The organism is Duganella sacchari (assembly GCF_900143065.1).
Taxonomy (GTDB): Bacteria; Pseudomonadota; Gammaproteobacteria; order Burkholderiales; family Burkholderiaceae_D; genus Rugamonas; species Rugamonas sacchari.
Window position 1 is genome coordinate 496,918 of sequence record NZ_FRCX01000002.1, and the last position, 23,824, is coordinate 520,741.

The window sequence follows — 23,824 nt, forward strand, 5'->3', positions numbered from 1 at the left end:
ATGGCCTTATCAATCGAAAGCAGCGCGCGCGCAGGCGGCCCCGCCGTGCAGAACCAGATCAGTATGCTGCTCTCGCAGATCAGGGGCTTGCGCAAGCAGCTCACGGCGCTGCGCAAGCAACTGGAAAAAGCCACCGACCCCAATGAACAGAAGATGCTGATGAAGCAGATCATGGATCTGCAGCGCCTGATCGAGATGCAGGAGCAGCAGATCGCCAACATTCAGCAGGAAGAACTGCGCAAGCAGAAGCTGCGCGAGAAAGTCAACGATACCAAGGCCGCGTAATATGCACCGGGCGCACATCCATGCGCAGATTGAGAATGCTGTAAGCGTCCGCCGTGGCTGACTCGTAGCCCGCACTGCGGGCATCGCGCGTCAGCTTGAATTCAAATCCCAGATCATCCTGCGGCTCGCCCGGCATGGCGGTCGCCACGCCTATCGCCTCGGTACGCGCGTTGGTAATCAGCTTTTCCATCATCACCAGCACCGTGTTGTGGCCCAGGATATCGGCCGAATATACCTGCTCGTTCAGATACGGCTTGCTGGCATCCAGCTTGCCGTCGATCTTGTCGGCCGATGGCGTGTACTGGCCGGTCGCCAGGTTATAGCGGTCACCATGATCCAGATAGCTGATACGGGCGTTGGTCAGGTTGAATTCCTTGACGTCGCCATTGGTGGTGGCCTGGGTCAGGTCCAGCAGCAACGCGCCCTGATAGCCGATGATTTCAACTTCCCGTTTTGAATTGATGACCATGGCGGTGTTTTCATCGATGCCCAGTCCCAGCTTGTAGTTCTTCTTCAGCATGGCCGGCAGCATGCGGGCAAAGCGGCCGCGCGCCAGCAGGTGCTGGTCCACAAACACGTCGGTGCCGACAAAGCCCAGGCCCGGCGCCAGTTCGCGCCCATCGTTGACGCCAGCGGCCAGCGTACCCAGGACCGTCTTTGCTTCGTAATACATGGTGCTGCTCATGATCGCCGCGCCAGCGCTGGTGCCGCCGATCACGCCGCCCTTGTTGTACACGTCCCAGATCGCCTGCAGCACGGCGGTGCGGCTACCGTCGGGGCGCACCAGCGCCTTGGTGATATAACCCTGGTCGCCACCGACAAAATAGACGCCGCCCGCTTCGCGGATGGCGCGCGCCAGCGTTTCGTCTTCCGCGTCGCGCTGGTAGTTGCGGTCCTTGAAGCGCACCGCCACCGGCACCACAAACGCCGATGCACCATACTTGTTCAGCGTCGCCGCCAGATTTTTACCGGAACGCTCCGGATTGCCCGCAGCACTGGGCATGACCGCGATGCGCGCGCCCTGCCCGCCGGCCAGTTCCACCAGTTTTTGCCATACAACCGTGTTATCGGCACGTATCGCGCCACCCGCGATCAGCAGGTTGCCTTGCGGCGGCGCCTCGGCCGCACAGGACATTTGCATATTCAGCGCTAACAGCGACACTCCGAGCAGGCGTACCGCTTTTACTAAAATCGTCATACCTTATCCCTGTTTCAAAAAGGGGAGCGTTTCCCGCACTCCCCCGGCCCGACTTACCTGAATGCGTAGCTTGCGCTGATAAATGCGCTGCGTCCGCGTGGATCCGTATAGGTAGGATCATACCCTGCCAGGAAATAATAAGCCTGATTTGAATACGGCGGCGCCGTGTCGGCCAGATTCAGTATGCCAGCCCGCACCTTCATCTGCTTGCTCACAGCCCAACTGCCCGTCAGGTCCCACAGCGAGTATGGCTTGACGCGACGCGACGGCAACAAGCTGTCGGCGACCGGATCGTAAGTCGTATTCTGGTCGGTATAACCTGACGAAAACTGGTTGGCCAGGGTCAGGTTGAGCGGTCCGCGATCCCAGCCGAAACTGATGCGATGACGCCATTTCTGGATAACCTGATCGTTGAGGAACAAGCCCAGATTGCTGCGCACCGGTTCCAGTGGACCAAATTGACGGTCGTATTTGAGCACCAGCGTGCCAGTCATATTGACCGAAAAACGCCCGGCGGCGCCAGCGGCCGTCTTGTAGTCAAGGCCAAGATCGAGGCCCGAGGTGGTGAGCTTGCCCTGGTTCTCCTTTTGCAAAATAATGTTGGTGATGAAGCCGTCACTGTCCCGCTGAATATATTTGCCGTCATATTTGGCCGCATTGTCGACGATGATTTGCTCTCCCAGTGTACTGATGACGTCTGTCTTGCGGATATCCCAGTAATCCAGCGTCAGATTCAGGCCCGGCACCGCCTCAAGTGCCGCGCCCAGCGAGAACTGGCGTGATTTTTCCGGCTTCAGATTCGGGTTCGAGCGGCGCTCCACCGGCCATTGATCAGTACAGCCGTCGATGCTATCCAATCCATTTTTCACGCACTCCGGATCGGTAAGGAAGCTGGACGCACTACCGTAGGTGGTCGGACGTTTCAGGTCCGATAACGACGGGGCGCGGAAGCCGGTACCAGCCGAGCCACGCAGCACCAGCTGCTTGACAGGCTGCCAGCGCACGCCCAACTTGGGATTGATCGTCGACCCGACTTCACTATAACGGTCGTAGCGCAACGCCGCCTGCAATTCCAGTTGCCGCGTGAGCGGCGCGTTAATCTCCGCATAAACCGAGGCCACGGTACGGCCATCGTCAGTCGCTACCAGGTCCGTGGTGGAGCCCGCGGTGAGGCCGGTATCGCGGTCCCCTGCAATATTATTTGACAGCAGTAGCGCCGACGGTGTGAAAGTGGCGCGCTCGCGCCGCGCCTCGGCACCGATCGCCAGACCCAGGTCGCCGCCCTCCAGCGTCGTCAGCGTGGTCGATACCTTGCCGTCGATTGCCGTCGAGGTACCCTTGGATTTGCGCGCCTCGTCGTTGACCTTGATGCTGTTAATCAGATCCAGTCCGGCCTGGGACGAGGGGCCAAACGGATTGATTGCACCGCTGCGCACGCCCGCTTCGAATTTGTCGTACAGGACATAGCCATTGACATACTTGTCAACCGCGCGGTTTTCGGCACGCGACAGGCCGATGTCATAGTCCCAGTCAGCGATGGTGCCGGTTGCGCCGAGAACGACGCGCTGGGCCTCGCTGGTCACCTGGTTGGTGCGATTGCCCGCCTCTGTCATGCGGTAGCGGATACCGCTGAACGTCGCCGGCAACCCCGGCGCGCTGAGCGCCGCACGGTATTGCGCTGGCAGCAGGCCGATTGGCAAATTGCGGATGCGCTGCGGGTTGGGACTCAGAACATAATCACTTTTAGCCTCCGACTGCACCAGTTCAAGGAAGACCTGATGGTCTGCGCTGGCCTGGAACGTGGCACGACCAATGAAACCGATCTTGCTCGACTCGGGATAGATTTCAGTATCTTCCATGTAGTCGTAGCTGCATCCCAGGGCGCCACCCGGGCCCTTGGGCGCATACACCGTCGCTGGTGGTGCGCAGCCCGGGGCACTGGGATTGATGCGATTGGCGCTGACTCCCTTGGGCAATACGCCGGCGGCAATCAGCGCGTTACGCTGGGCGCTGGTGATATCTATATTGGCCGGATACGTATTACTGGACATCAGGGCCGGCAGATTGGCGGCCAGTGGCCGTTCCTTGATAAAGTCGCGCTGGCTTGAGCGCAGGGCATCGAGCTTCTGCACATCGAGCACGCCAAACAGGTTAAAACGGTCGTCCTGCAATTTGCCATAGCCAGCGCTCATGCTGACGGTGCGTTTGCCAGCGCCGCCCTGCTGCGTGCCGGCTGCCGAGGCGTTCACCTCGACGCCGGTATAGTCTTTGCGGGTGATAAAGTTGATCACCCCGCCGATGGCGTCGGTGCCGTAGATGGCCGATGCGCCGTCCTTCAACACTTCCACGCGCTGAATCGCGCCCGCCGGAATATTGTTCAGATCGACGCCGGCGTTATCGCCTGGCGAGGCAAAATTGGCCAGCCTCCGGCCGTTCAGCAGCACCAGCGTGGACGACACGCCGATGCCGCGCAAATTGGCGCCATTAAAGCCGCGCTGGCCCGAGGTGCCGTCCGTGATGCTGGCGCCATCCGACAACGGCGCCGTATTGGCACTGATATTTTTCAGCAGTTCGGCGGCCGTGGTCACGCCACTCTTGTCGATGTCGTCCCGCCCGATGATCTGCACCGGCAACGCGGTTTCCGCGTCCAGGCGCTTGATGGAGGAGCCAGTGATTTCCACGCGCTGGATCTTCTGCGTGTCTTCCTGCCCCTGCGCCTGCTGCGCCGGCAACACCACCGCTGCCGTAACACCTACTGCCGCAAGCCTGATTGCTATTTTTTTCTGATGCAGACTCATTCCCACTCCCCTGTTGAAATTGCCGTTATGTGGCCCCGCTCCTGGCGGTGCGCTTCTTCACCTTCCTGGTGTTGCTTCCTGCCGCGCCGTACAGATAGGCGGAAATCGCCTCGGTCAGCCGCGCAGCTTTTTCTACGTTGTTTTGGTTCGACACCATCAGCGATACGGCCAGCGCCTCGATAACGGCAACCGCTGCCGTCGCACTGCTCGGCAGCACAGCATGGCTGCTGGTGGCGTACAGCACATGCTCGGACATCTCAACCAGCGGTGATGCCGGCGCATCGGTAATCGCTATCACGCAAGCGCCGCGGTCACGCGCATATTGAGCCAACCGGATGACATCCAGCGCGTAGCGCGGGAAGGAAATCACCACCAGTACATCATGCGCTCCGATATGCGCCAAATGCCCTGCCGCCACCTCGGTGCCGCCCGCCGCCGCCGCCTCCACCACGTGATGGCAGAACGGCTGCAGATGCAATGTCAACAGCCCCGCCAGATGGGACGACAGGCCGAACCCCAGCACATACACCGTGCGCGCCTTGCTGAGTTTTTGCACCACCTGTTTCATCTCCTGCTGCGACTGGGCGTTGCGCGTATTGCTGATATTGGCCAACGCGTATTCCATGCTTTCGTCGCCCGGCCAGACCGTGCCCTTGCGGTGTTCAATCGTGTGGCGCAGCTTGTCCACCGGCTGCATTTCCGTGTGCAGGGTTTCCGCCACCGCGCTCCGCATGGCGGCATAATTGCCAAAGCCGATATCGCGCGCAAACCGGCTGATCGTGGCGTTCGACACCTCGCACACTTCGGCCATCTCATCTATTTTCAGCGCCGTCACACGTAACGGATTACGCAACAAATAATCGGCGATGCTCCGATTGGACACCGAACCTTCCGCCAGCACGCCGGACAAGCGTTGCCCGAGCTCGGAATGTGCAAAAGCCACTTCTGCCGTACTTACTGATTTCATGCCTGATTCTCCCTTTCCGAAAAGTGTAAGGATACTTACATTTTCGGAAAACACGGAACTCTATTTGCAGACAACTGTAGCAACGCCAAAAACAAAACTCAACAATTTTCTGTAAATTTATTTACATCGATTTACTTTGTGAAAATTTCGATACATAATCGACCGCATCCCAACCACCATGCCCCAAACCTGGGCACCCGATCACCATGAGAGTGCAGAGACACGCAATATCCGCACCGCATAGCAGCGCCGTGTATGAGCTAAACAGTTTTCACTTTGGTCCGGCTAGCGAAAAGCGGGTCTACATCCAGGCATCGCTGCACGCCGATGAAGTGCCCGGCATGCTGGTCGCGCAGTTCTTGCGCCGCCGGCTCATTGCGCTGGAGGCGGAGGCCAAGCTGCGCGCAGAAATCGTGCTGGTCCCAGCCGCCAATCCCATCGGACTGGCACAGGCAGTGCATGGCGCACCCTTTGGCCGCTTTGACCTGCGCACCGGCATCAATTTCAACCGGGCCTACAAGCATGTAGCGGCAGAGCTGAAAACCATGCTGACAGGGCAATTGGGGAGCGATGCAGCGGCCAATGTCCGTATCGTCCGGCGCCATGCGCGCGCAGCGCTGGCCGACTGGCGGCCAGCCGACGATAGCGAAACCCTTAAAAAGACGCTGCTCGGGCTGGCGATTGACGCCGATATCGTGCTCGATCTGCACTGCGACAACGAGGCTGCGCTGCATATTTACAGCGGCACGCCACTGGCCGGCGCCATTGCCCCACTGGCAGCGCTGATGCAGTCACACGCCACCTTGCTGACAACCGCATCCGGTGGTGAGCCGTTTGACGAGGCCTGCAGCCGTCTGTGGTGGGAGCTGGCGCGGCATTTCGGCGACCGCTATCCGATTCCTGCCGCCTGCATTGCCGCCACGATCGAGCTGCGCGGCGAACGCGATGTCAGTGAAGCACTGGCCGAGACGGACGCCGACGCCATCCTGCGATACCTGGCGCTGAACGGCGCGTTGGCGCTCGACGAGAATCAGGCCATACCGCAGCCCCTGTGCGCCGCCACGGCGCTGGAAGCGGTGCAGCCATTGCTGGCGCCGCACGCCGGCATCCTGCTCTACCGGCGCCAGTTAGGGGAGCGCGTCGAAGCGGGTGACGTGATCGCCGAGCTGATCGATCCTGTCAGCGGCCAGGCCACACCCTTGCGTACAGAAGTGGCGGGCGTATTTTTCGCTCGCAGTGGGTACCGGCACGTGCTGCGGGGGATGAATATTGGCAAGGTCGCCGGCCGCGATGCCTTCCGCGAAGGCAAACTACTGAGCCTATGACCATGAAAAAATTCAAGCTACCGCACACCTTCGTGCTGCTGTTCTCGATACTCATCCTGATCGCCGCCGCCACCTGGATAGTGCCGGGGGGACGTTACGACACCCACATGGTGAATGGTAAACAATTGGTCGACGCCGGCAGTTTTCATTACGTGGCCGCGGCGCCGCAAGGAGTGGTGCAGCTACTGACAGCTCCGATCAAAGGCTTCACGGAAGCAGCACTGATTATCGGCTTTGTCTTGATCGTCGGCGGCGCCTTCGCAGTACTGCAAAAAACCGATGCGGTCGAAGCGCTGATCCACACCATCGCGCGCGCCCATACGCGCTCGCCTGTCGTGCGGGCGGCGTTGATACCGGTGTTTGTCACCATGTTTTCGCTTGGCGGCGCCACTTTTGGCATGAACGAAGAGGCTATTCCGTTTGTCCTGCTGTTTGTGCCACTGGCGCTGGCCTTGGGATATGACTCAGTGGTCGGCGTGGCGATCCCCTTTGTCGGCTCGCAGGTCGGCTTTGCCGCCGCCTTTCTCAACCCGTTCAACGTCGGCATCGCCCAGGGCATCGCCGGGATACCGATATTTTCCGGTATCGGATACCGCCTGCTGGTCTGGCTGCTGGCAACGGCGCTCACCATTGCGTTCCTGATGAAGTATGCCGCCCGCATCAAAGCCAATCCCACGCACAGCCCGACCTATGCACTCGATCAGGAAAAGCGACTGAGCATGCCGGCCGGCGACCACCTCGCGCTCAACCGCAGACATAGACTGGTATTGACGATCTTTGCCGCCACACTGGGCGCCATGGTAGTGGGCGTGATGTACTACGGTTGGTTTATCGAGGAGATTGCCGCATTGTTTCTGGCGATGGCGATAGCAACGGGCATTGCGGGGCGTATCGATGCAGACACGCTGGTCGCCACCTTCATCCACGGTGCAAGGGATCTGGTAGGCACCGCACTGGTCATCGCGCTGGCCCGCGCCGCGCTGGTGCTGGCGCGCGATGCACACATCATTGACACCTTGCTGCACGCGTTGATGCCATTGGTCGCCTCGACCAGCGCGGTGTTTGCCGCGCAAAAGATGTTCCTGATTCAAAGCGTGATCAATTTCTTCATTCACTCCGGCAGCGGGCAAGCGGCGCTGACCATGCCTGTCATGGCGCCGCTGGCGGACCTGGTGGGCGTTACGCGACAAACGGCAGTGCTGGCGTATCAGTTCGGCGAGTTCACCACTCCGATGATACCGACGTCCGGCATTACAGTCGGTGTGCTCGCACTGGCGCGCATTCCCTGGCTCACCTGGGCACGCTGGATGATACCGCTGCAAATTGCCTATGCAGCTTTGGCCTTGTTATTGCTGCTCCCTCCATGCCTGATGGAGTGGCAATAATCAGCCATGCTCGCGGCGACGCAGCTGCTCCATATAGTTGTAGACCGTGAAGCGCGAGACATGCAGCGCTGCTGCCGCGCGCTCCACGCCTCCCTTGACGATGAAAAGGCCGCGTCGCTGCATGGCGCTGACCGCCTGTATCTTTTCCTCGCGCGTCAGGGCTGCTGCGCTGCCTCCCGGTCCGACAGCCTCACTGATAATTTCCTGCATCAGCGTATCCATCTGCGATTCCGCCGGCGGCGTGGACACAGGGGCCTGCTGCACCACCGGCTTCAGCATCTGCGACAGCCAGCCATGCGCTGCCTGAAAGCCCGACATATCGGCATTCAGGCATAGCGTCGCAAACGGTTCGCCGCTTGCATCGCGGAAGATGGCAGAGGCGGAGCGCAATTCGCGGCCATCCGCAGTCACCGTCACATAATCCTCGACCAGGCTATGCACGGCGCCATCCTGCGATTTAATCCGCGTGGCGGCCGCAAAACCCTTGTCGTTCTGCGGCCCTTCCAGCACCGAGCTGCCTACGCTGCGGCCGGAAATATGGCCGTTGGCGATGGCGATGGCGATGACCGAATTTTCCGGCTTGCTCACATCGTGCAGCACCACTTCCAGATGCGGCCCGGCCATCGCCGCCAGCATGTGGACGATGGGCCGCAAGGCGTTGATAACGGCTGCGCGCTCGGCAGCCAATGCAACTGGTTTCATGAAGTCAAAACAGTTTGTTGATTTGTTCTTATATTTTCTCACCATTTAAACAAATTGTTGATACCATAAACGCAAAGGAGACCGAAATGACGCTCAAACGCCTCACCATCATCCTGTCCCTGCTGGCGTGCACGGGGATTGCGTCGGCTGCCGACGCGGAGTTCTACAATCAAGGCAATCCGCCTGGCCGCCCATTTTCACTGGCGGTGCGCGCCGGAGATGTGGTTTACCTGTCCGGCCAACTCGGCACGGACGACAAGGGTCTGGTGCCGGGCGGCTTTGAAGCGCAGTCACGCAAGGCGATGGAGAACGTCGCCGCCATCCTCAAAGGCATGGACCTGGGCATGGACAACGTCATCAAATGCACCATCATGATCGCCGACATGAAGAAATGGGCAGACTTCAACAAGGTCTACGTCAGCTACTTCAAGCCGGACCGTCTGCCGGCGCGCAGTGCACTGGGCGCCAACGGCCTGGCCCTGGGTGGCGAAGTGGAAGTTGAATGCATGGCCTATGCGCCATTGAAGAAATAGGGGAAACCGCATGACCACCCGCCGCACCTTCCTGCATGGCGCCGCTGCCGCCAGCCTGGCCTCCGTACACCCTTCGTTTGCCGCGGCACCGGCGTCACGCGACAAGCATCCGCTCATCATCGATGCGCTGGGCGGTATCGACAATATGAACCTGCCGTCGGTGCGCCGCGACGATCCCGCAGCCGATTTTGGCATCGACGCGCGCTCCCTCGCCGACGCCAAGGCCTCGGGCCTGAACGCCTTTAATATGACCATCGGCTACGTGTTCGGCGATGCCGACCCTTACGAAAAAACGCTGGCGGACATCAAATCCTGGAACGCCCTCATACAGCGCCGCTCAGCGGATCTGCTGCTGGTGCGCAGCGTTGCCGACATCCGGCGTGCCCAGAACGAGAACCGCATCGGCGTGATTCTCGGATTCCAGAACGCCAGCATGATGGGCAAGGATGCGCGCCGGGTGGAAGTATTTGCCAAGGGTGGCGTGCGTGTCGTCCAGCTGACGTACAACGGCCCGAACCAGCTGGGCGATGGCGCCATGGTCCCGGCCAATAAAGGCCTGTCGCCGTTTGGCCGCGAAGTAGTGGCGGAGCTGAACCGCAATCACATGCTGGTGGACCTGAGCCACAGTGGTGAGCAGATCTGTCTTGATGCAATCGGCGCATCTACATCACCAATTATCATCAGCCATACAGGCTGCCGCGCCATCGCTGACCTGCCGCGCAACAAGACCGACAAGGAACTGCGCCTGGTGGCGGAGAAAGGCGGCTTTGTCGGCATTTACTTCATGCCTTTCCTGGCGATGGGCCGGCAGCCGCTAGCCGCCGACCTGGTCGCCCACATCGAACACGCCATCCATATCTGCGGCGAAGACCATGTCGGCATCGGCACTGACGGTACCGTCACGCCGATCGATGACATGAAAACGTATCTGAAAGGCCTGGAAGACGAGGTCCGCCAACGCCGCGCTGCCGGCATCAGCGCCCCCGGCGAACGTCCGGACATTGTGCCCTTCCTGCCTGACTTGACGGGCAGGGACAAATTCAGAAAGCTGGCCGACCTGCTGGCAAAACGTGGCCACAGCAGCAGCCGCATCGAAAAAATCCTGGGCACGAACTTCCTGCGCGTGGCCGATGGCATATGGAGCTGAGATGACGTTGAAGTACGCCGCACTGGCATTGAGCATCGCCACGCTGGCCGCACACGCCGGCACCGCCAACACCCAGCAGGACCGCCTCGACAAGCTGAATGGCAAAGCACTGGGCCGGGTCATCTATCGCGGCGCCACGCTGATTGATGGCACGCCATCCGCGCCGCGCGCCAACATGGCGGTGATCGTCAAGGACGACCGTATCGAAGCCGTCATCCCCAGTAGCCAGCTAAGCCCGCAGCTGACCGCCGGCGCCCGCATGGTCGATGTGAGCGGCCAATACGTGCTGCCTGGCCTGATCGACTCCCACGTTCACTACGCCACCAATCCGGATAGGCCTTACGCCGAGGCGGAGCTGAAACGCAGCATCTACGGCGGCGTGACCGGCGTGCGCGATATGGCCGGTGATGCACGCGAACTGGCCGGACTGTCGCGTGACGCGCTGTTGAACCGCATCCCGTCGCCGGACATCTTCTATGCGTCGCTGGTCGCAGGTCCCAGCTTTTTCAAAGACCCGCGTACCGTGGTCGCGGCGCTGGGCGCACAGCCCGGCGCCGTGCCATGGCTGTATGCGGTTGACGATCAAACCAGCCTGCCGCTGGCCGTCGCACAGGCGCGCGGCACCGGCGCCACCGGCATGAAAATCTATGCCAATCTGCCTGGCACGCTGGTACGCAAGTTGATCGCGGAATCAAAAGCGCAGCATTTCCCGGTATGGACGCACATGCAGGTCTATCCTGCCACGCCCTACGATTCGCTGGGCGCAACCGCCGTTTCCCACGCCTGCATGATCGCGCGCCATGTACGTGAAACGGGAAAAGCCGCCTACGGCCACGGCGGCGAACCATCGTACGAAGGTCTGACCGCAGAAGATCCGGGCATCAAAGAATACATCGCCGCACTGGCCAGATCCGGCACCATCATGGACGCCACGCTGAGCGTGTACAAAAACGATGGCCCGCACTGCCACCTGGCGCTGGCTGGCGACATCACACGCGCCATGCATGCAGCCGGCGTCAGGATCATTGCCGGTACCGATACCGACAACACCGGCGAAGATCCCTACCCGGCGGTTGACGGCGAACTGGAAAAGCTGGTGCGCTACGCGGGGTTCACACCACAGCAGGCCATCATTGCCGCCACCGCCAATGCCGCGCAGGCCTTGGGCAAGCAAACAGAGTTCGGCACGCTGGAGGTGGGCAAATACGCCAATATGCTCTTCCTCCAGCGCGATCCCCTGCAGGACATCGCCAACATCCGCGCTGTCGTCATGACGGTGAAGCGCGGGCACGAGTTCGCGCGCAGCGACTACAAGTTCACCCCACTGCCTGTGCATGACGACTGAGTTATGCGAGAATCAATGTTTAATCTCGCACAGAGGACTCGATGAGTGAACTTAAGCGCGGCCTGAAAAGCCGGCACATTCAGTTGATCGCGCTAGGCGGCGCCATAGGCACCGGCCTGTTTCTTGGGATCGCCCAGACCATCCAGATGGCCGGCCCCTCCGTGCTGCTCGGTTATGGCGTCGCGGGCCTGATCGCCTTCTTCATCATGCGTCAGCTGGGTGAAATGGTGGTGGACGAACCGGTCGCCGGTTCCTTCAGCTACTTCGCCGACAAATACTGCGGCCACTGGGCAGGCTTCATGGCGGGCTGGAATTACTGGGTGCTGTATGTGCTGGTCAGCATGGCCGAACTGTCGGCGGTCGGCATCTACATCCAGTACTGGTGGCCGGCCGTGCCGACCTGGGTCTCGGCGCTGGCCTTCTTCGCCATCATCAACGCCATCAGCCTGTTCAACGTGAAAGCGTTTGGCGAAATGGAGTTCTGGTTTGCGATCATCAAGGTGCTGGCCATCGTCGGCATGATCGTTTTTGGTGCATACCTGCTGATCTCCGGCGACGCCGGCCCGCAAGCCACCGTCGCCAACCTGTGGCAGCACGGCGGCTTCTTCCCGCACGGTGTCGGTGGCCTGGTGATGGCGATGGCCGTCATCATGTTCTCGTTTGGTGGCCTGGAGCTGATCGGCATTACCGCCGCCGAGGCGGATAACCCGTCGCACACCATTCCGAAGGCGACCAACCAGGCCATCTACCGCATCCTGATTTTCTACATCGGCGCGCTGGGCATCCTGCTGTCGCTGTACCCATGGGAGAAAGTCGTCACCAGCGGCAGTCCGTTCGTGCTGATCTTCCACGCATTGAACAGCAATCTGGTGGCCCATGCGCTCAACGTGGTGGTGCTGACGGCGGCGCTGTCCGTGTACAACAGCGGCGTGTACTCCAATACCCGCATGCTGTACGGCCTGGCCAAACAAGGCAATGCACCGAAGTCGCTGCTGACGGTGAACGCGCGCGGCGTGCCGCTCACGGCGCTGGCTGTGTCGGCGGTGGCGACCGGCATCTGCGTGGTGGTGAACTACTTCATGCCCGGCAAGGCGTTTGGTTTCCTGATGGGTCTTGTGGTGTCGGCGCTGCTGATCAACTGGGGGCTAATCAGCTGGATACACCTGCGCTTCCGCGCGCACAAGAAAGCCGAAGGCAAAAGCACGCAGTTCCAGAGCCTCGGCTACCCGCTCACCAACTATCTGTGCCTGGCCTTCCTGGCGGCGATCATGGTGGTGATGTATCTGACGCCAGACCTGCGCCTGTCGGTCTATCTGATCCCGGTATGGCTGGTGGTGCTGGCCCTGGGCTACAAGCTGGGAGTTAAAAAAGCTTAATTACCTGACATCGGTTTCAAGCTAGAATCCTGGATGCTCCGGCGCGTGCCGGCTTCCAGGATCATTCATGACATCGCGTCTCTCCGCAGTGCCCCGTCTCCTCGCGGGATTCTTCCTCCTCACACTGGCCTGCGCGGCACAGGCGCTCAATCCCGCCACCGCACTGCCGGATTATCACCACACCGCCTGGACCAGCAAGGACGGCGCACCCGCGGAAATCGCCAGCATGGCGCAGACCAGTGACGGCCGCCTGTGGATGGCGAGTCCGTTCGGCTTATATTATTTCGACGGCGTGCGCTTCACGCAGTACAAGCTGCCCCATGGCGCCAACTTCCCGGTCTTCATGGTACGCGCCCATCCCAACGGCGACCTGTGGTTCAGCTATGCCGGTGCGGGCGGGCTGTCGGTGCTGCACCCAGACGGCAAGCTGGAGGAAGTGGTCCCTATCGATAAGATTCCGCCTTCCTCGCAAATGGCCTTCGACGATAACGGCGATGTCTGGACTGGATCTGCGCGCGGCCTGTTCCGCATACGCCAGGGCCAGGTCAGGCGCTACGGCGCCGAACAGGGCCTGCCCAATGCGATTGCCGATATCCGCGTTGACCGCTATAACCGCTTCTGGGCTGCCGGATTCAATGCGGTGTATCTGTACGACCGCACGACCGACCGCTTCCAGCAGGTGCGCGCACTACCGGTGAGGTCAGGACTGATTGAGTCGCCCGATGGCCGCATCTGGACCACCAATAGCGAAAAGATCGAAGCCCTGCCGGCGCCCGCCGATCCCAGCGCCAGAATGGCGCCGCAAGCAAAGCCAGGCAGCCTGCCCGGTTTCGGCACCGACTGGGTCGCGCATTTTGACCGCGACGGCAATCTATGGCAGCTGAAATGCCCCAACGATTTGTGCGTGACGCCAGCCCACGTGGTGGCAAAAACCGATGCCATCGCGGCTGCGCCGAAAGCGGCGGACGGACTCAAAATGGCGCCGGGAGCGACTGCCCTGGCGGGAAATGCCATCCTTGAAGACCGCGAGCACAATATCTGGGTCGCCACCATGGAAGGCCTGGACCGCTACCGTGACAACCGCATGCAGCGTTTCCGCTTGTCGAGCAGCCGCGCTGTCTACATGACGACGGTCGATGAAAATGGCCAGTTCTGGGCGGCCGATCCCTATAACAACGCAGTCTGGAAACTCAAGGTTGGCGCCGAACCGGAACGGGACCCGACGCCAGCCAGCGTCACCGCAAAGAGCCGTGACGGCGGCCTGCTGCTGCCGTGGAAGCGCGATATCGAACACCGCTACCACGGAAAAATCGACAAGATCGCGATGCCCGAGGTTCCCGACAAAGATGGCCGGCCACAAGACCTGATGGTGCTTGGACTCACCGACGACGGCAAACGTCTTTGGCTGATGACAGTGCAAGCCGGCTTATTCCTCAAGGATGGTGACGGCCCATGGCTGCCGCGCTCAAAATACAAGCTGCCGCCCAAAATAGTCATGGGGACACCCGGCGCCAAGCCTGGCCACACCTGGCTTGCCTGCGCCGACGGCACGGTTGTGCTGTTCGACGAAAATGACAGGCAAACCATCTATCCCGCACCGATGGCCGGCCTGGCGACCGGCATCTTCACCGATGGCGGGATCGTTGTCGGCGGTGACAAAGGCCTGGCCGTGCTGGTCGGCGACCGGTTCCGGCAACTGACGGCTGCCGATCCAGAGGTTCTGCAAAACATTTCCGGCCTGGTCGTGACCCCGGATGGCGACCGTTGGCTCAATGGCGGCAAAGGCCTGGTGCACATACGCGGCGAGGACTGGAAGGCGGCCCTGCTGCACCCGGAGCAGCCCATGCGCTACAGGCTATTCGGCGCCGACGACGGCTATGTCGGCAAGGCGATGCTGGAAAATCGCCATCCAAGCGCAAAGCTGGACAAAGACGGCCAGCTTTGGCTGAACAGCACGGGCGGCCTGCTGCGCTTCGACACGCGTAACATCAGCCGCAACGACGTCGCCCCGGTCGTCAGCGTGCAAGGCCTGCACACGGCTGCGGCCAGCTATGCCGTCCAGCCCGACCTGAAGCTGCCCGCCGGCGCCCACAGCTTCAATATCAACTATTCGGCGGCCAGCCTGCGCCAGCCCGAAGGGGTGCACTTCCAGTACCGGATGGAGGGTGCGGACCGCGATTGGCAGGACGCCGGCCCGCGCCGCACCGCCTATTACACCAATGTGCCGCCAGGTGCGTACCGCTTCCAGGTCCGTGCCGCCAATGAAGATGACGTGTGGAGTGCGCAGCCGGCTAGCGTCGACTTCGAAATCGAACCAACCGTGGTGCAAACCTGGTGGTTCCGGGCAGTCTGTGTGCTGGCGATTGGGATTGCCCTGTATCTGCTGTACCTCTACCGCCTGCGCGTCGTCACGGCACGGCTGGAAGAACGTATGGAAGTACGCCTGGCGGAACGTGAACGCATCGCACGCGCCTTGCACGACACCTTCCTGCAAAGCGTGCAAGGCCTGGTACTGCGGCTGGACGCTGCGGTCGATGGACTGCCCGGCGATAGCGCCACCCGCAAATCGCTGGCGCCGATACTGGACAGCGCCCGCGCCAGCATCACGGAAGGCCGTGCGCAGGTGCATGAGCTGCGCGCATCGCAGCTCGATGAGCTGGAAAGCGGCTTGCGCGACATCGCTGCCCTGCTATCGGCCAGCTATCCCGGTAGCGCGTTTGAGCTGGCAGTCAGCGGCAAGCGCACCATGCTGCGTGCCGGCGTGGTCGAGGACATTTGCGAAATCGCCCGCGAGGCGGTGCGCAACGCCTTCCAGCATGCCGAAGCCGAGCGCATCGTGGTGCAGCTGGACTACGGCGCACAGCACTTCACGTTCAGCGTGCGCGATGACGGCAAAGGCATGCCGCCAACGCCAGCTAGCGGCCACTGGGGACTGGTCGGCATGCGCGAGCGGGCAGCGCGCATCGGTGCGGCGCTGAAAATCGACAGTACACAAGATGCCGGCAGCAGCGTTACAATGACGCTCTCCGCGCCACGCGCCTATGCGGGCCACCGCAAATCCTGGTGGCGCCGCCTGTTTGGATAATCAGAATGCCCGTATCAAAAATCGGCCGGCACCGCTCATTCAGGGCAGTGCTGGCCGCGCTCCCGCTTGCACTTGTCATCTCCGGCGCCGCCCACGCCATCAACCCTGACCTGAGGCTCCCCGACTATAACCACGCCAGCTGGACCACGCGTGACGGTGCGCCAGCCGAAGTCTCGGTCATGGCGCAGACGCCGGATGGCTGGCTGTGGCTGGGCACCTCCACCGGATTATTCCGCTTTGACGGCGTGCGTTTCGAGCGCTACGAGTTCCCCATCCGCGGAGAAGTGGCCAAACGCCGCATCGCCAATATGCGCGCACATGGCAATGGCGATCTGTGGATCAGCTATTCCGTGGGCGGCGTATCGGTGCTGCACAAGGACGGCCGGATAGATGATATCGTGCCGCTGGATAGTCCGATCGGCCCTATCATGACCTTCGCTATCGTAGATGACGGCAGCGCGTGGATCGCCACTGCCAACGGCCTGTATCACTACGCCCATCAGCAATTGCGCAAGATCGGACCAGAACAGGGGCTGCCGCAGGACACCGCGCGCGGCGTCCTGATCGACCAGTACGGCCAGTTATGGTCCTTGTTTGCCGATGGTGTCTATCTGCGCGACCAGGCCAGCGGAAAATTCAGGCTGGTGCTGGCCCAGCACAATCAGGGTAGCCTGATACAGTCGCCCGACGGCCGTATCTGGCTCGCCGATGCCGACCAGGTTTATCCGGTTGCAGTTGACAAGACCCAGCCTGCCGGCGCCAGCGCAACGCTGCCGCGCCCCGCACGCTTTAACTCCGCTGAATCACGCTACCTTGCCCAGTTTGACCGTGATGGCAATTTATGGACACGGTCCTGCCCAGAAGGTTTGTGCATCGTCGCGCGCGCGGGCGAACGCCAGGGCGGCGCGTATTTCCCGTCGCGTGAAGCCAGTGACAAACGCAATCCGCAACTGACGCTGTCCTCGCCATCCGCCAATGCGGTACTGGAAGACCAGGAAGGCAACGTATGGATCGCTACCCAGGGCGGCCTGGATCGCTTTCGTGAAAACCGGCTGGTCCCCGTTCGCCTGCCGCCGGTCAGCGGCCATTTCAGCATGGCCGGCGATACCGAGGGCGGCGTCTGGCTGTCCGACATGGTCAATAAGATGACCTGGCGCCTGTCCGCCGGCGGCGAACCTCAGCGTTCCAGCACTTTTTATCAGGCCATGACCAATGACCGCGACGGTGCGTTACTGATGGTCAGAGCCCGTGATATCGAGCGACGCTTCCATGGGCAAGTCAGCTACATCCCACTGCCGCCGGCGCGCGACGGCAAAGTGATGGATCTGGACGTCGCAGGCTTGCAGGATGACGGCAAAGTGCTGTGGACCACTTCCCAGCAAACCGGATTGATGGGATATATCGACGGCCGCTGGCAACCGCGCAGCGCCTTCAGTCTGCCGCCGCGTATCTTTATTGCGGGCGCAGGCCGCAAACCCGGCGTACGCTGGCAGGCAACCGGCGACGCCACCGTGGTCTTGAACGACAACGGCAAGCTGACCACTTACGATGCAAAAGACATTGGCCTCGCCACCATGGTCGCTGTCAACGACGATGTCCTGATCGGTGGCGACCTTGGCCTGGCCATCTTCAACGGCCATGGCTTCCGCAAGATCAAGGCCGCCAGGCCTGAGGACCTGGCCAACATCTCCGGCATGGCGGTCAGCGCCGACGGCGACCGCTGGTTCAACGGCGGCCACGGTGTGGTGCATGTGCGCCGCGACGACTGGCGCGCGGCAGTAGCCAATCCCGATGTCGCGCTCCAGTACGAACTGCTCGGGGCACTGGACGGCTACATCGGACAAGCCATGCTGGAAACCCGCCTGCCCAGCGTCTACATGGGCCGCGACGGCCAGATCTGGTTTCTTACCAGCGCTGGCGTGCTGCGTCTGTCACCCGGCCAGATTCGCCGCAACGCCATCGCGCCCGTGCCGCAGGTGATGCAGCTGGATGCAGGCGGCACCAGCTACGCAGCGGTGCCGGGGCAGCGCCTGCCGCCGGGCGCACAAAACTTCAGCATCCAGTTCACTGCACCGGGCCTGGGCAAGCCGGAAGCCATGCGCTTCCAGTATCAGCTATCCGGCATCAATGAAGAATGGCAGGAAGCTGGCGCACGCCGCACCGCCTACTACACCAACGTGGCGCCTGGCAGCTATACCTTCCGGGTCCGGGCAATCAACGAAGACGGCGTGCCTGGCGTGAACGATGCCGTGCTGGAGTTCACGATCGAACCCAGGTTTGTGCAAACCATCTGGTTCAAGGCGCTGTGCGCAATCGCCGCTGCGGCCCTGCTCTACCTGCTGTATCAATACCGCATGCGGGTGGCGACCAGGCGTGTAGCCGACCAGCTCACGGTACGCATGGCCGAACGCGAACGCATCGCCCGCACGCTGCACGACACCTTCCTGCAAAGCGTACAGGCGCTGATACTGCGTCTGGATATCGTGTCGCACAGCCTGCCGGAAGAAGCACGTCAAAAGCTGATGCCGATACTGGACCAGGCCAACGACACCATTGTTGAAGGCCGCGACCAGGTGTACGAACTCCGTACCGGCCGTGTGGACGATGTAGAGACAGCCATCGAGGAAGCTGGCCAGTTCTTGCAGCAGGAGCATCCAGCCACCGCGTTTGGCAGCGCCATGGCCGGGCCGCGCCGCAAGCTGCGGGACACGGTCGCCGAAGAAGCTTGCGAAATTGCGCGCGAGGCATTGCGCAACGCCTTCCAGCACGCCAATGCGCGCCATGTGGAAGCGCGTGTCATCTACGAGAAGGACGCATTCAAACTCCAGATCAGCGATGACGGCGTGGGCATCGCAGCGGATGCGGCGGGCAAGCAAAAGCATTACGGCCTGGTCGGCATGCGCGAACGCGCCGCCCGCGCTGGCGGCGCACTGGAGCTGGTTGCCAATCCAGCCGGCGGCCTGCGCGTGACACTGACCGTGCCGGCCCGCGCAGCCTATCTGGACACGCCGCGCCTAGGCCTAGATCGTTTCCGTTTCACGCAGCGTTAGTGGGCTGGCCAGCGCATAACGGGCGATATCGTCCTTGCGCATAAAGGCCACGCCAGCCTTGCTGCGGGCGTAAGTGAGGAATTCGTCCCATACCCGCACCATCTGCGGCGTACCGCTGATGCGGTCATGCGCGCTAATCGACATCATGCGGCGGCGTTTTCCCGCTTCCTCATACAGCTGATCGAACTCGCCCTTGATCTGGTCAAGGAACTGCTGCGGCGAATAATTACGGCCCTCGATCAGCAGGATGTCGTTATTCCGCAGCGTGTATGGCACCACCACGAAATCCTTGCCATCGACCTTTTCAATAAACGGCTCATCGCGGCTAAGGTCATCGATATGATAAACAAAGCCCAGCTCCTGCAGCAGCGACAGCGTATTCGGCCCGCGGCGCAGCCAGTTGCAGTTATAGCCGACGGTGCGTTCGCCCGTCACCTGCTGCACCATATCCCGGCCGGCCACCAGGAAAGCGCGTTCGTCGGCGCGGCTCATCGCAAACTGCGAACTCCAGCGCGGACCATGGCCCGCAGCCTCGTGGCCACGCCGGACGATGTCCCGCGCCAGCTCTGGATGGCGTTGCACCGCTTCGCCGATCATGTGCGAGGTCACCTTGACGCCGTGCTTGTCCCACAGATCCAGCATGCGCGGGATGCCTTCGCGGTAGCCGTAGGCAAACCAGGTATTGGTGACGGCATCGGCTTTCACGCTGAATGGAAAGTCGACTTTCGGGAACGGCGAGTCCGCGCCCTTGGCGGGCTGGCCGCCTGCCTCGAACTGCATTGAGATGGAAATGACCAGCCGCGTGTCACCCGGCCAGAAACCGCCAGTGCTACCAATGCTGCCAGCAGCTGGCGCATCGCCGGCCTGCGCATCGGTGGTCATGATGCCGCTCACCGCCAGGGCCACACTGCCGGCCGCGCCAGACAAAAACTGGCGGCGCTTCACAGCACACCTCCACCATCGACATCCACCACAGCGCCTGTCATGAAGCCGTTCTGCATCACCATCAGGTAAGCCTGCGCCAGTTCCGAAGGCTGGCCTACGCGTCCGACAGGCAAGCCACCGCCGGCGCGCTGCGCCATGGCAGCACGCTCGGCGTCGGTCATTTCACCCCACATGCCGGTTTCCACCATGCCCGGACTGATGACATTGACGCGCAGCGGAGCCAGTTCACGCGCAAGCGTTTTCGCCATCGATTCGACAGCCGCATTCATGGTCGCCTTCCCCAACGCGCCGGCCACTGCCTTGCGCGCCAGCAGGCCGGAGGTCAGCGTCACCGATCCGCCGGCGCGCAGGAACGGCGCAGCGAACTTCACAGCGCGCAACTGGCCAAAGAATTTGACGTTGAACGCGGCCATGGCATCCGCCACGTTCAAATCGGCCAGGCGGGCCGACGCGATGACCGGGCCGGAAGTCACTACCAGGTGATCGAACTCCCCCACCTCGGCAAAGAAGCGCTGCACCGACGCGTCATCCGCAATGTCCACCTGCGGCGCAGAGCGGCGACCTGCCGCAATCACGCGCGCGCCCGCCGCTGCCGCCTGCTCCGCCACCGCCTTGCCGATGCCGGAAAGGCCGCCTATCACCACCACCGTCTGATTCTTCATGATGTGCTCCGTTATAAAGTTGACCAACACATTCTGCGCCTGGACGATTGCGGCGATAATTGGCCTGGACCTTGAATGACCTTCAACGCCAGATTGAAGATCCGTGATATGCCGCACAGACCCCACGACCACTGGCCGCGACCATGATGCCACCGTCAACCCGGAGGAAGCCCTATGACAGCCCAGATCCACGACCCGCATCGACCGTTACAGCTGCCTGCCCTCGCCGGCTGGCTGGTATTGACATTTATCTTTGCCGCCATCGGCGCCTACGCCTCGGCGCAGGCACAGGACTTCTATCAGCATCTGGAACGGCCGAACTGGGCGCCGCCGCCATGGCTGTTTGCTCCCGTATGGACTGCGCTGTACGCGCTCATGGCCATCGCCGCATGGCGTGTGCAGCGTGCCAGCGCGCCGGGCACTGCGCGCACAGAACTGGCGCTGTACACAATTCAGCTGGCTGTCAACGCGCTGTGGACCTGGCTGTTCTTTGCCTGGCACGAGGGCGCGGCAGCGTTTGGCGACATTGTTTTACTGTGGCTGCTGATCGCCGCCACCATCCACGCGTTCTGGCGCCGCGACCGCTGGGCTGGACTGTTGTTAGTTCCCTACATCTGCTGGGTGAGCTTTGCGACGTGCCTCTGCTACGCCGTCTGGCAACGGAATCCGACGGTGCTGTAAATGTGATCTTTCTATCCAGATAGTTGCTTTATCAACTACGTTTTTGCAAGCCAACATGATATGCTCTTGGGTTTTGCATCTTAAACGCAACTGTCGTTTAGAAAATAACAATGATGAAAGCACCGGCCTCCGCTATCCCAAAACTGCTGTTCCTTTCCCTGTCGCTCATGTTCGCGCAAGCGGCGCGCGCCCAGATTCAGGAAGTCACGGTCACGGCCCAGCGTTCGCCATCGCTGGAATCGAAAACACCGGTGTCCATGACCACGCTCACCGCCGAGCAGATGAACGCCGCCGGCATCGATACGCCCGGCGCCATCGCCGCGCGCGTGCCCAACGTGGAAATGGACTACGCGCCGGATGGCTTGCGCATCACCATGCGCGGCGTCTTCAACGCCGACACCACGGAAAAAGGCGATCCCTCCGCCGCCTTCCTGCTGGACGGAATTTACATCGCGCGCCCGCAAATCCAGAACCTGAGCTTCTACGATCTGGAACGCGTGGAAGTGCTGCGCGGTCCACAGGGCACGCTGTACGGCCGTAACACCACGGCCGGCGTGGTCAGCGTGATTTCCAAGGCCCCCATCAACCGCTTCGAAGCGTGGGTGGCGACTGAAATCGGCAACTACAACAGCCGCAAACTCAGCGCCATGGTCAACCTGCCCGTCAACGACATGCTGTCGCTGCGTGCCGCCATGGCCTACAACAAGCATGACAGCTATCTCACCAACGGCTTGAACACCGGCCGCAAGCTGGGCAAGGACCGCGACGATTTGTCCGCGCGCCTGTCGGCCAAACTGAAAATCACGCGCGACGCCACGCTGGTGCTGCGCTACGACCATAGCAAGGTCGACGACAACAACGACAGCTACGTCCCGGACACCAATTTCTACAAAGGTGTGGCTGACGGCAAGCCGGTCCCGTACGGCAGCGGCACGCGTACGCAGCTGACCTACAACTTCATCGCACCAAATGCGGCGATTGCGCCGCCGGCCCAGGCGCACAGCTACAAGAACACCTCCGGCATCAGCGCCGACCTGACCTGGGACTTGGGACCGGCCACGCTCTACTATCTTGGTTCGCATCGCAGCTTCGATCACGACCAGCTGGCCAACTTCTACTACCGCGTGCAGCCGGCGTTGGCGCTCAACGTGCGCGAGAGCTTCTTGGGCGACTACACGCAGAACTCGCACGAACTGCGCGTGGCCACCAACAGCGAAGGGCCATTCAACGCACAGGCAGGCCTGTACTACTTCAGCGAACAGTCGTCGCAGCTGTACACCTTCCATGACCTGGACGTGATCGGCCTGCCGCCGTACTACATCTTCGATCACGGTCCGACCGTTGCGACCAGCAAGGCGATCTTCGGCCAGGCCACCTACCGCGTCACCGACAAGCTGCGCACCACGGCAGGCATCCGTTCAACGCATGACGACAAGTCGCGCATCGGCTCGACCAACTTCCAGCAGGCGGCGGCATTCAATCCCGCCACCGACTTCAAGCTGCTCAACGACGCCAGCCTGACAACGCACCAGAACACCTGGCGCCTGGGTGCCGACTACGACCTGGCGCCAAGCACGCTGCTGTATGGCTCGGTGGCCACCGGCTACAAGGCTGGCGGCTTTAACGACGGCTGCCTGGCTGGCGCCAACCAGCTGGGACTGAGCTGCCCTGCCGCACTGGCGGTGCCTGCGCAAGCGCTGGTCTATCAGCCGGAAACCGTGCGTTCCTACGAGGCCGGCGTGAAGACCCGCTTCTGGGACAACAAGGCCAGCCTGAACCTGTCGGTGTTCAAATACGACTACAAGAATCTGCAGTTGTCGAGCGTCGCCATCGTCTCCGGCGCGCCGCGCTTTGTCACCAGTAACGCGGGGGAAGCCAGCGTCAAGGGACTGGAAGCCGAAGGCCAGTTCATGGTCACGGCGCGTGACCGCTTCAACTACGCGTTGTCGCTGCTGGACGCGCATTACGTGCGCTACACCCCGGACGGCGTACACAACTGGGCCGGCAACAAGCTCGATCACGCGCCGTCCAACACGCTGACGCTGGGTTATGAACACAGCTTCCCGGTGGCGAACGGTGAACTGGCGGCTGGCGTGAATGCGCGCCGCAGCGCTTCCTACATCATCGCGGTGCCTGCCCAGCTGCTGCAATACCGCGTACCTTCGTACACCGAAAGCGACGCCACGCTGCGCTACCGCCCACAGCGCGGCGCCTGGACAGTGACGGCGCGGGTGAAGAATCTCGAGAACAAGGTCCACCCCATCAACATCGACAGCTTCGGCATGCTGACGCCAAGCGATCCACGCACCGTTGACCTCCGACTGGACTACCGCTTCTGAT

The 23,824-nt window shown here is 61.7% G+C and carries 17 protein-coding genes; 11 read left to right on the forward strand and 6 right to left on the reverse strand.

Annotated elements, in window-relative coordinates:
• Entirely contained in the window at positions 1 to 285 is a 285-nt protein-coding gene (locus BUA36_RS06015) for a FlxA-like family protein (RefSeq protein WP_072782295.1), read from the forward strand.
• Here the strand turns inward: BUA36_RS06015 and BUA36_RS06020 are convergent.
• From BUA36_RS06020 to BUA36_RS06030, 3 genes are read right to left on the reverse strand one after another with little or no spacing between them, the layout of a single operon-like run.
• Positions 263 to 1,483: a cyanophycinase gene (locus tag BUA36_RS06020; protein ID WP_072782297.1), complete on the reverse strand. Its 1,221-nt coding sequence runs from the start codon at positions 1,481 to 1,483 to the stop codon at positions 263 to 265. The genes BUA36_RS06015 and BUA36_RS06020 overlap by 23 nt on opposite strands.
• A gap of 53 nt (positions 1,484 to 1,536) precedes the next feature.
• Entirely contained in the window at positions 1,537 to 4,281 is a 2,745-nt protein-coding gene (locus tag BUA36_RS06025; protein ID WP_072782300.1) for a TonB-dependent receptor, read from the reverse strand.
• A 25-nt stretch (positions 4,282 to 4,306) separates the two neighbouring features.
• Positions 4,307 to 5,248, reverse strand: a complete 942-nt coding sequence (locus BUA36_RS06030; protein WP_072782302.1) for a MurR/RpiR family transcriptional regulator — start codon at positions 5,246 to 5,248, stop codon at positions 4,307 to 4,309.
• Positions 5,249 to 5,499: 251 nt separating this feature from the next.
• Here BUA36_RS06030 and BUA36_RS06035 point away from each other — a divergent pair, with 251 nt between their 5' ends.
• Complete coding sequence (locus BUA36_RS06035) at positions 5,500 to 6,573, forward strand: succinylglutamate desuccinylase/aspartoacylase family protein (protein WP_229255621.1); 1,074 nt, start codon at positions 5,500 to 5,502, stop codon at positions 6,571 to 6,573.
• Positions 6,574 to 6,575: 2 nt separating this feature from the next.
• On the forward strand, positions 6,576 to 7,958 hold the full coding sequence (locus BUA36_RS06040) for a YfcC family protein (protein WP_229255622.1): 1,383 nt from the start codon (positions 6,576 to 6,578) through the stop codon (positions 7,956 to 7,958).
• Here BUA36_RS06040 and BUA36_RS06045 read toward each other — a convergent pair whose 3' ends face one another.
• Positions 7,959 to 8,660 (reverse strand): helix-turn-helix transcriptional regulator, encoded by a 702-nt coding sequence (locus BUA36_RS06045; protein WP_072782309.1) that lies wholly within the window; start codon positions 8,658 to 8,660, stop codon positions 7,959 to 7,961. It abuts the gene before it with no gap.
• 86 nt (positions 8,661 to 8,746) lie between these two features.
• Here BUA36_RS06045 and BUA36_RS06050 point away from each other — a divergent pair, with 86 nt between their 5' ends.
• From BUA36_RS06050 to BUA36_RS06075, 6 genes are all read left to right on the forward strand, one after another.
• Positions 8,747 to 9,193 (forward strand): RidA family protein, encoded by a 447-nt coding sequence (locus tag BUA36_RS06050; RefSeq protein WP_084560016.1) that lies wholly within the window; start codon positions 8,747 to 8,749, stop codon positions 9,191 to 9,193.
• Positions 9,194 to 9,203: 10 nt separating this feature from the next.
• A complete protein-coding gene (locus tag BUA36_RS06055; protein ID WP_072782312.1) occupies positions 9,204 to 10,340 on the forward strand; it encodes a dipeptidase in 1,137 nt (378 codons plus the stop codon).
• 1 nt (position 10,341) lies between these two features.
• On the forward strand, positions 10,342 to 11,685 hold the full coding sequence (locus BUA36_RS06060; protein ID WP_167544259.1) for an amidohydrolase family protein: 1,344 nt from the start codon (positions 10,342 to 10,344) through the stop codon (positions 11,683 to 11,685).
• Positions 11,686 to 11,726: 41 nt separating this feature from the next.
• A complete protein-coding gene (locus BUA36_RS06065; RefSeq protein ID WP_072782320.1) occupies positions 11,727 to 13,061 on the forward strand; it encodes an amino acid permease in 1,335 nt (444 codons plus the stop codon).
• Positions 13,062 to 13,128: 67 nt separating this feature from the next.
• Positions 13,129 to 16,146 carry a sensor histidine kinase gene (locus BUA36_RS06070; RefSeq protein WP_072782322.1) on the forward strand — a complete coding sequence of 1,006 codons (3,018 nt, stop codon included), beginning with the start codon at positions 13,129 to 13,131 and terminating at the stop codon, positions 16,144 to 16,146.
• A gap of 5 nt (positions 16,147 to 16,151) precedes the next feature.
• A complete protein-coding gene (locus BUA36_RS06075; protein ID WP_084560017.1) occupies positions 16,152 to 19,196 on the forward strand; it encodes a sensor histidine kinase in 3,045 nt (1,014 codons plus the stop codon).
• Here the strand turns inward: BUA36_RS06075 and BUA36_RS06080 are convergent.
• Both BUA36_RS06080 and BUA36_RS06085 read right to left on the reverse strand, forming a co-directional pair.
• On the reverse strand, positions 19,167 to 20,078 hold the full coding sequence (locus BUA36_RS06080; protein WP_084560035.1) for a polysaccharide deacetylase family protein: 912 nt from the start codon (positions 20,076 to 20,078) through the stop codon (positions 19,167 to 19,169). The genes BUA36_RS06075 and BUA36_RS06080 overlap by 30 nt on opposite strands.
• Before the next feature lie 59 nt (positions 20,079 to 20,137).
• Complete coding sequence (locus tag BUA36_RS06085; RefSeq protein WP_072782329.1) at positions 20,138 to 20,803, reverse strand: SDR family oxidoreductase; 666 nt, start codon at positions 20,801 to 20,803, stop codon at positions 20,138 to 20,140.
• 174 nt (positions 20,804 to 20,977) lie between these two features.
• Here BUA36_RS06085 and BUA36_RS06090 point away from each other — a divergent pair, with 174 nt between their 5' ends.
• Together BUA36_RS06090 and BUA36_RS06095 are read left to right on the forward strand one after the other, a co-directional pair.
• The gene (locus tag BUA36_RS06090) at positions 20,978 to 21,484 is read left to right on the forward strand and encodes a TspO/MBR family protein (protein WP_072782330.1); all 507 of its coding nucleotides are present in this window, start codon (positions 20,978 to 20,980) and stop codon (positions 21,482 to 21,484) included.
• A 110-nt stretch (positions 21,485 to 21,594) separates the two neighbouring features.
• On the forward strand, positions 21,595 to 23,823 hold the full coding sequence (locus tag BUA36_RS06095; protein WP_229255623.1) for a TonB-dependent receptor: 2,229 nt from the start codon (positions 21,595 to 21,597) through the stop codon (positions 23,821 to 23,823).
• The last annotated feature ends 1 nt before the right edge of the window (position 23,824 follow it).

Coding starts and splice junctions, on each gene's coding strand:
- BUA36_RS06015 (WP_072782295.1), top strand. CDS start 1: ATGGCCTTATCAATCGAAAGCAGCGCGCGCGCAGGCGGCCCCGCCGTG.
- BUA36_RS06020 (WP_072782297.1), bottom strand. CDS start 1,483: ATGACGATTTTAGTAAAAGCGGTACGCCTGCTCGGAGTGTCGCTGTTA.
- BUA36_RS06025 (WP_072782300.1), bottom strand. CDS start 4,281: ATGAGTCTGCATCAGAAAAAAATAGCAATCAGGCTTGCGGCAGTAGGT.
- BUA36_RS06030 (WP_072782302.1), bottom strand. CDS start 5,248: ATGAAATCAGTAAGTACGGCAGAAGTGGCTTTTGCACATTCCGAGCTC.
- BUA36_RS06040 (WP_229255622.1), top strand. CDS start 6,576: ATGAAAAAATTCAAGCTACCGCACACCTTCGTGCTGCTGTTCTCGATA.
- BUA36_RS06045 (WP_072782309.1), bottom strand. CDS start 8,660: ATGAAACCAGTTGCATTGGCTGCCGAGCGCGCAGCCGTTATCAACGCC.
- BUA36_RS06050 (WP_084560016.1), top strand. CDS start 8,747: ATGACGCTCAAACGCCTCACCATCATCCTGTCCCTGCTGGCGTGCACG.
- BUA36_RS06055 (WP_072782312.1), top strand. CDS start 9,204: ATGACCACCCGCCGCACCTTCCTGCATGGCGCCGCTGCCGCCAGCCTG.
- BUA36_RS06060 (WP_167544259.1), top strand. CDS start 10,342: ATGACGTTGAAGTACGCCGCACTGGCATTGAGCATCGCCACGCTGGCC.
- BUA36_RS06065 (WP_072782320.1), top strand. CDS start 11,727: ATGAGTGAACTTAAGCGCGGCCTGAAAAGCCGGCACATTCAGTTGATC.
- BUA36_RS06070 (WP_072782322.1), top strand. CDS start 13,129: ATGACATCGCGTCTCTCCGCAGTGCCCCGTCTCCTCGCGGGATTCTTC.
- BUA36_RS06075 (WP_084560017.1), top strand. CDS start 16,152: ATGCCCGTATCAAAAATCGGCCGGCACCGCTCATTCAGGGCAGTGCTG.
- BUA36_RS06080 (WP_084560035.1), bottom strand. CDS start 20,078: ATGACCACCGATGCGCAGGCCGGCGATGCGCCAGCTGCTGGCAGCATT.
- BUA36_RS06085 (WP_072782329.1), bottom strand. CDS start 20,803: ATGAAGAATCAGACGGTGGTGGTGATAGGCGGCCTTTCCGGCATCGGC.
- BUA36_RS06090 (WP_072782330.1), top strand. CDS start 20,978: ATGACAGCCCAGATCCACGACCCGCATCGACCGTTACAGCTGCCTGCC.
- BUA36_RS06095 (WP_229255623.1), top strand. CDS start 21,595: ATGATGAAAGCACCGGCCTCCGCTATCCCAAAACTGCTGTTCCTTTCC.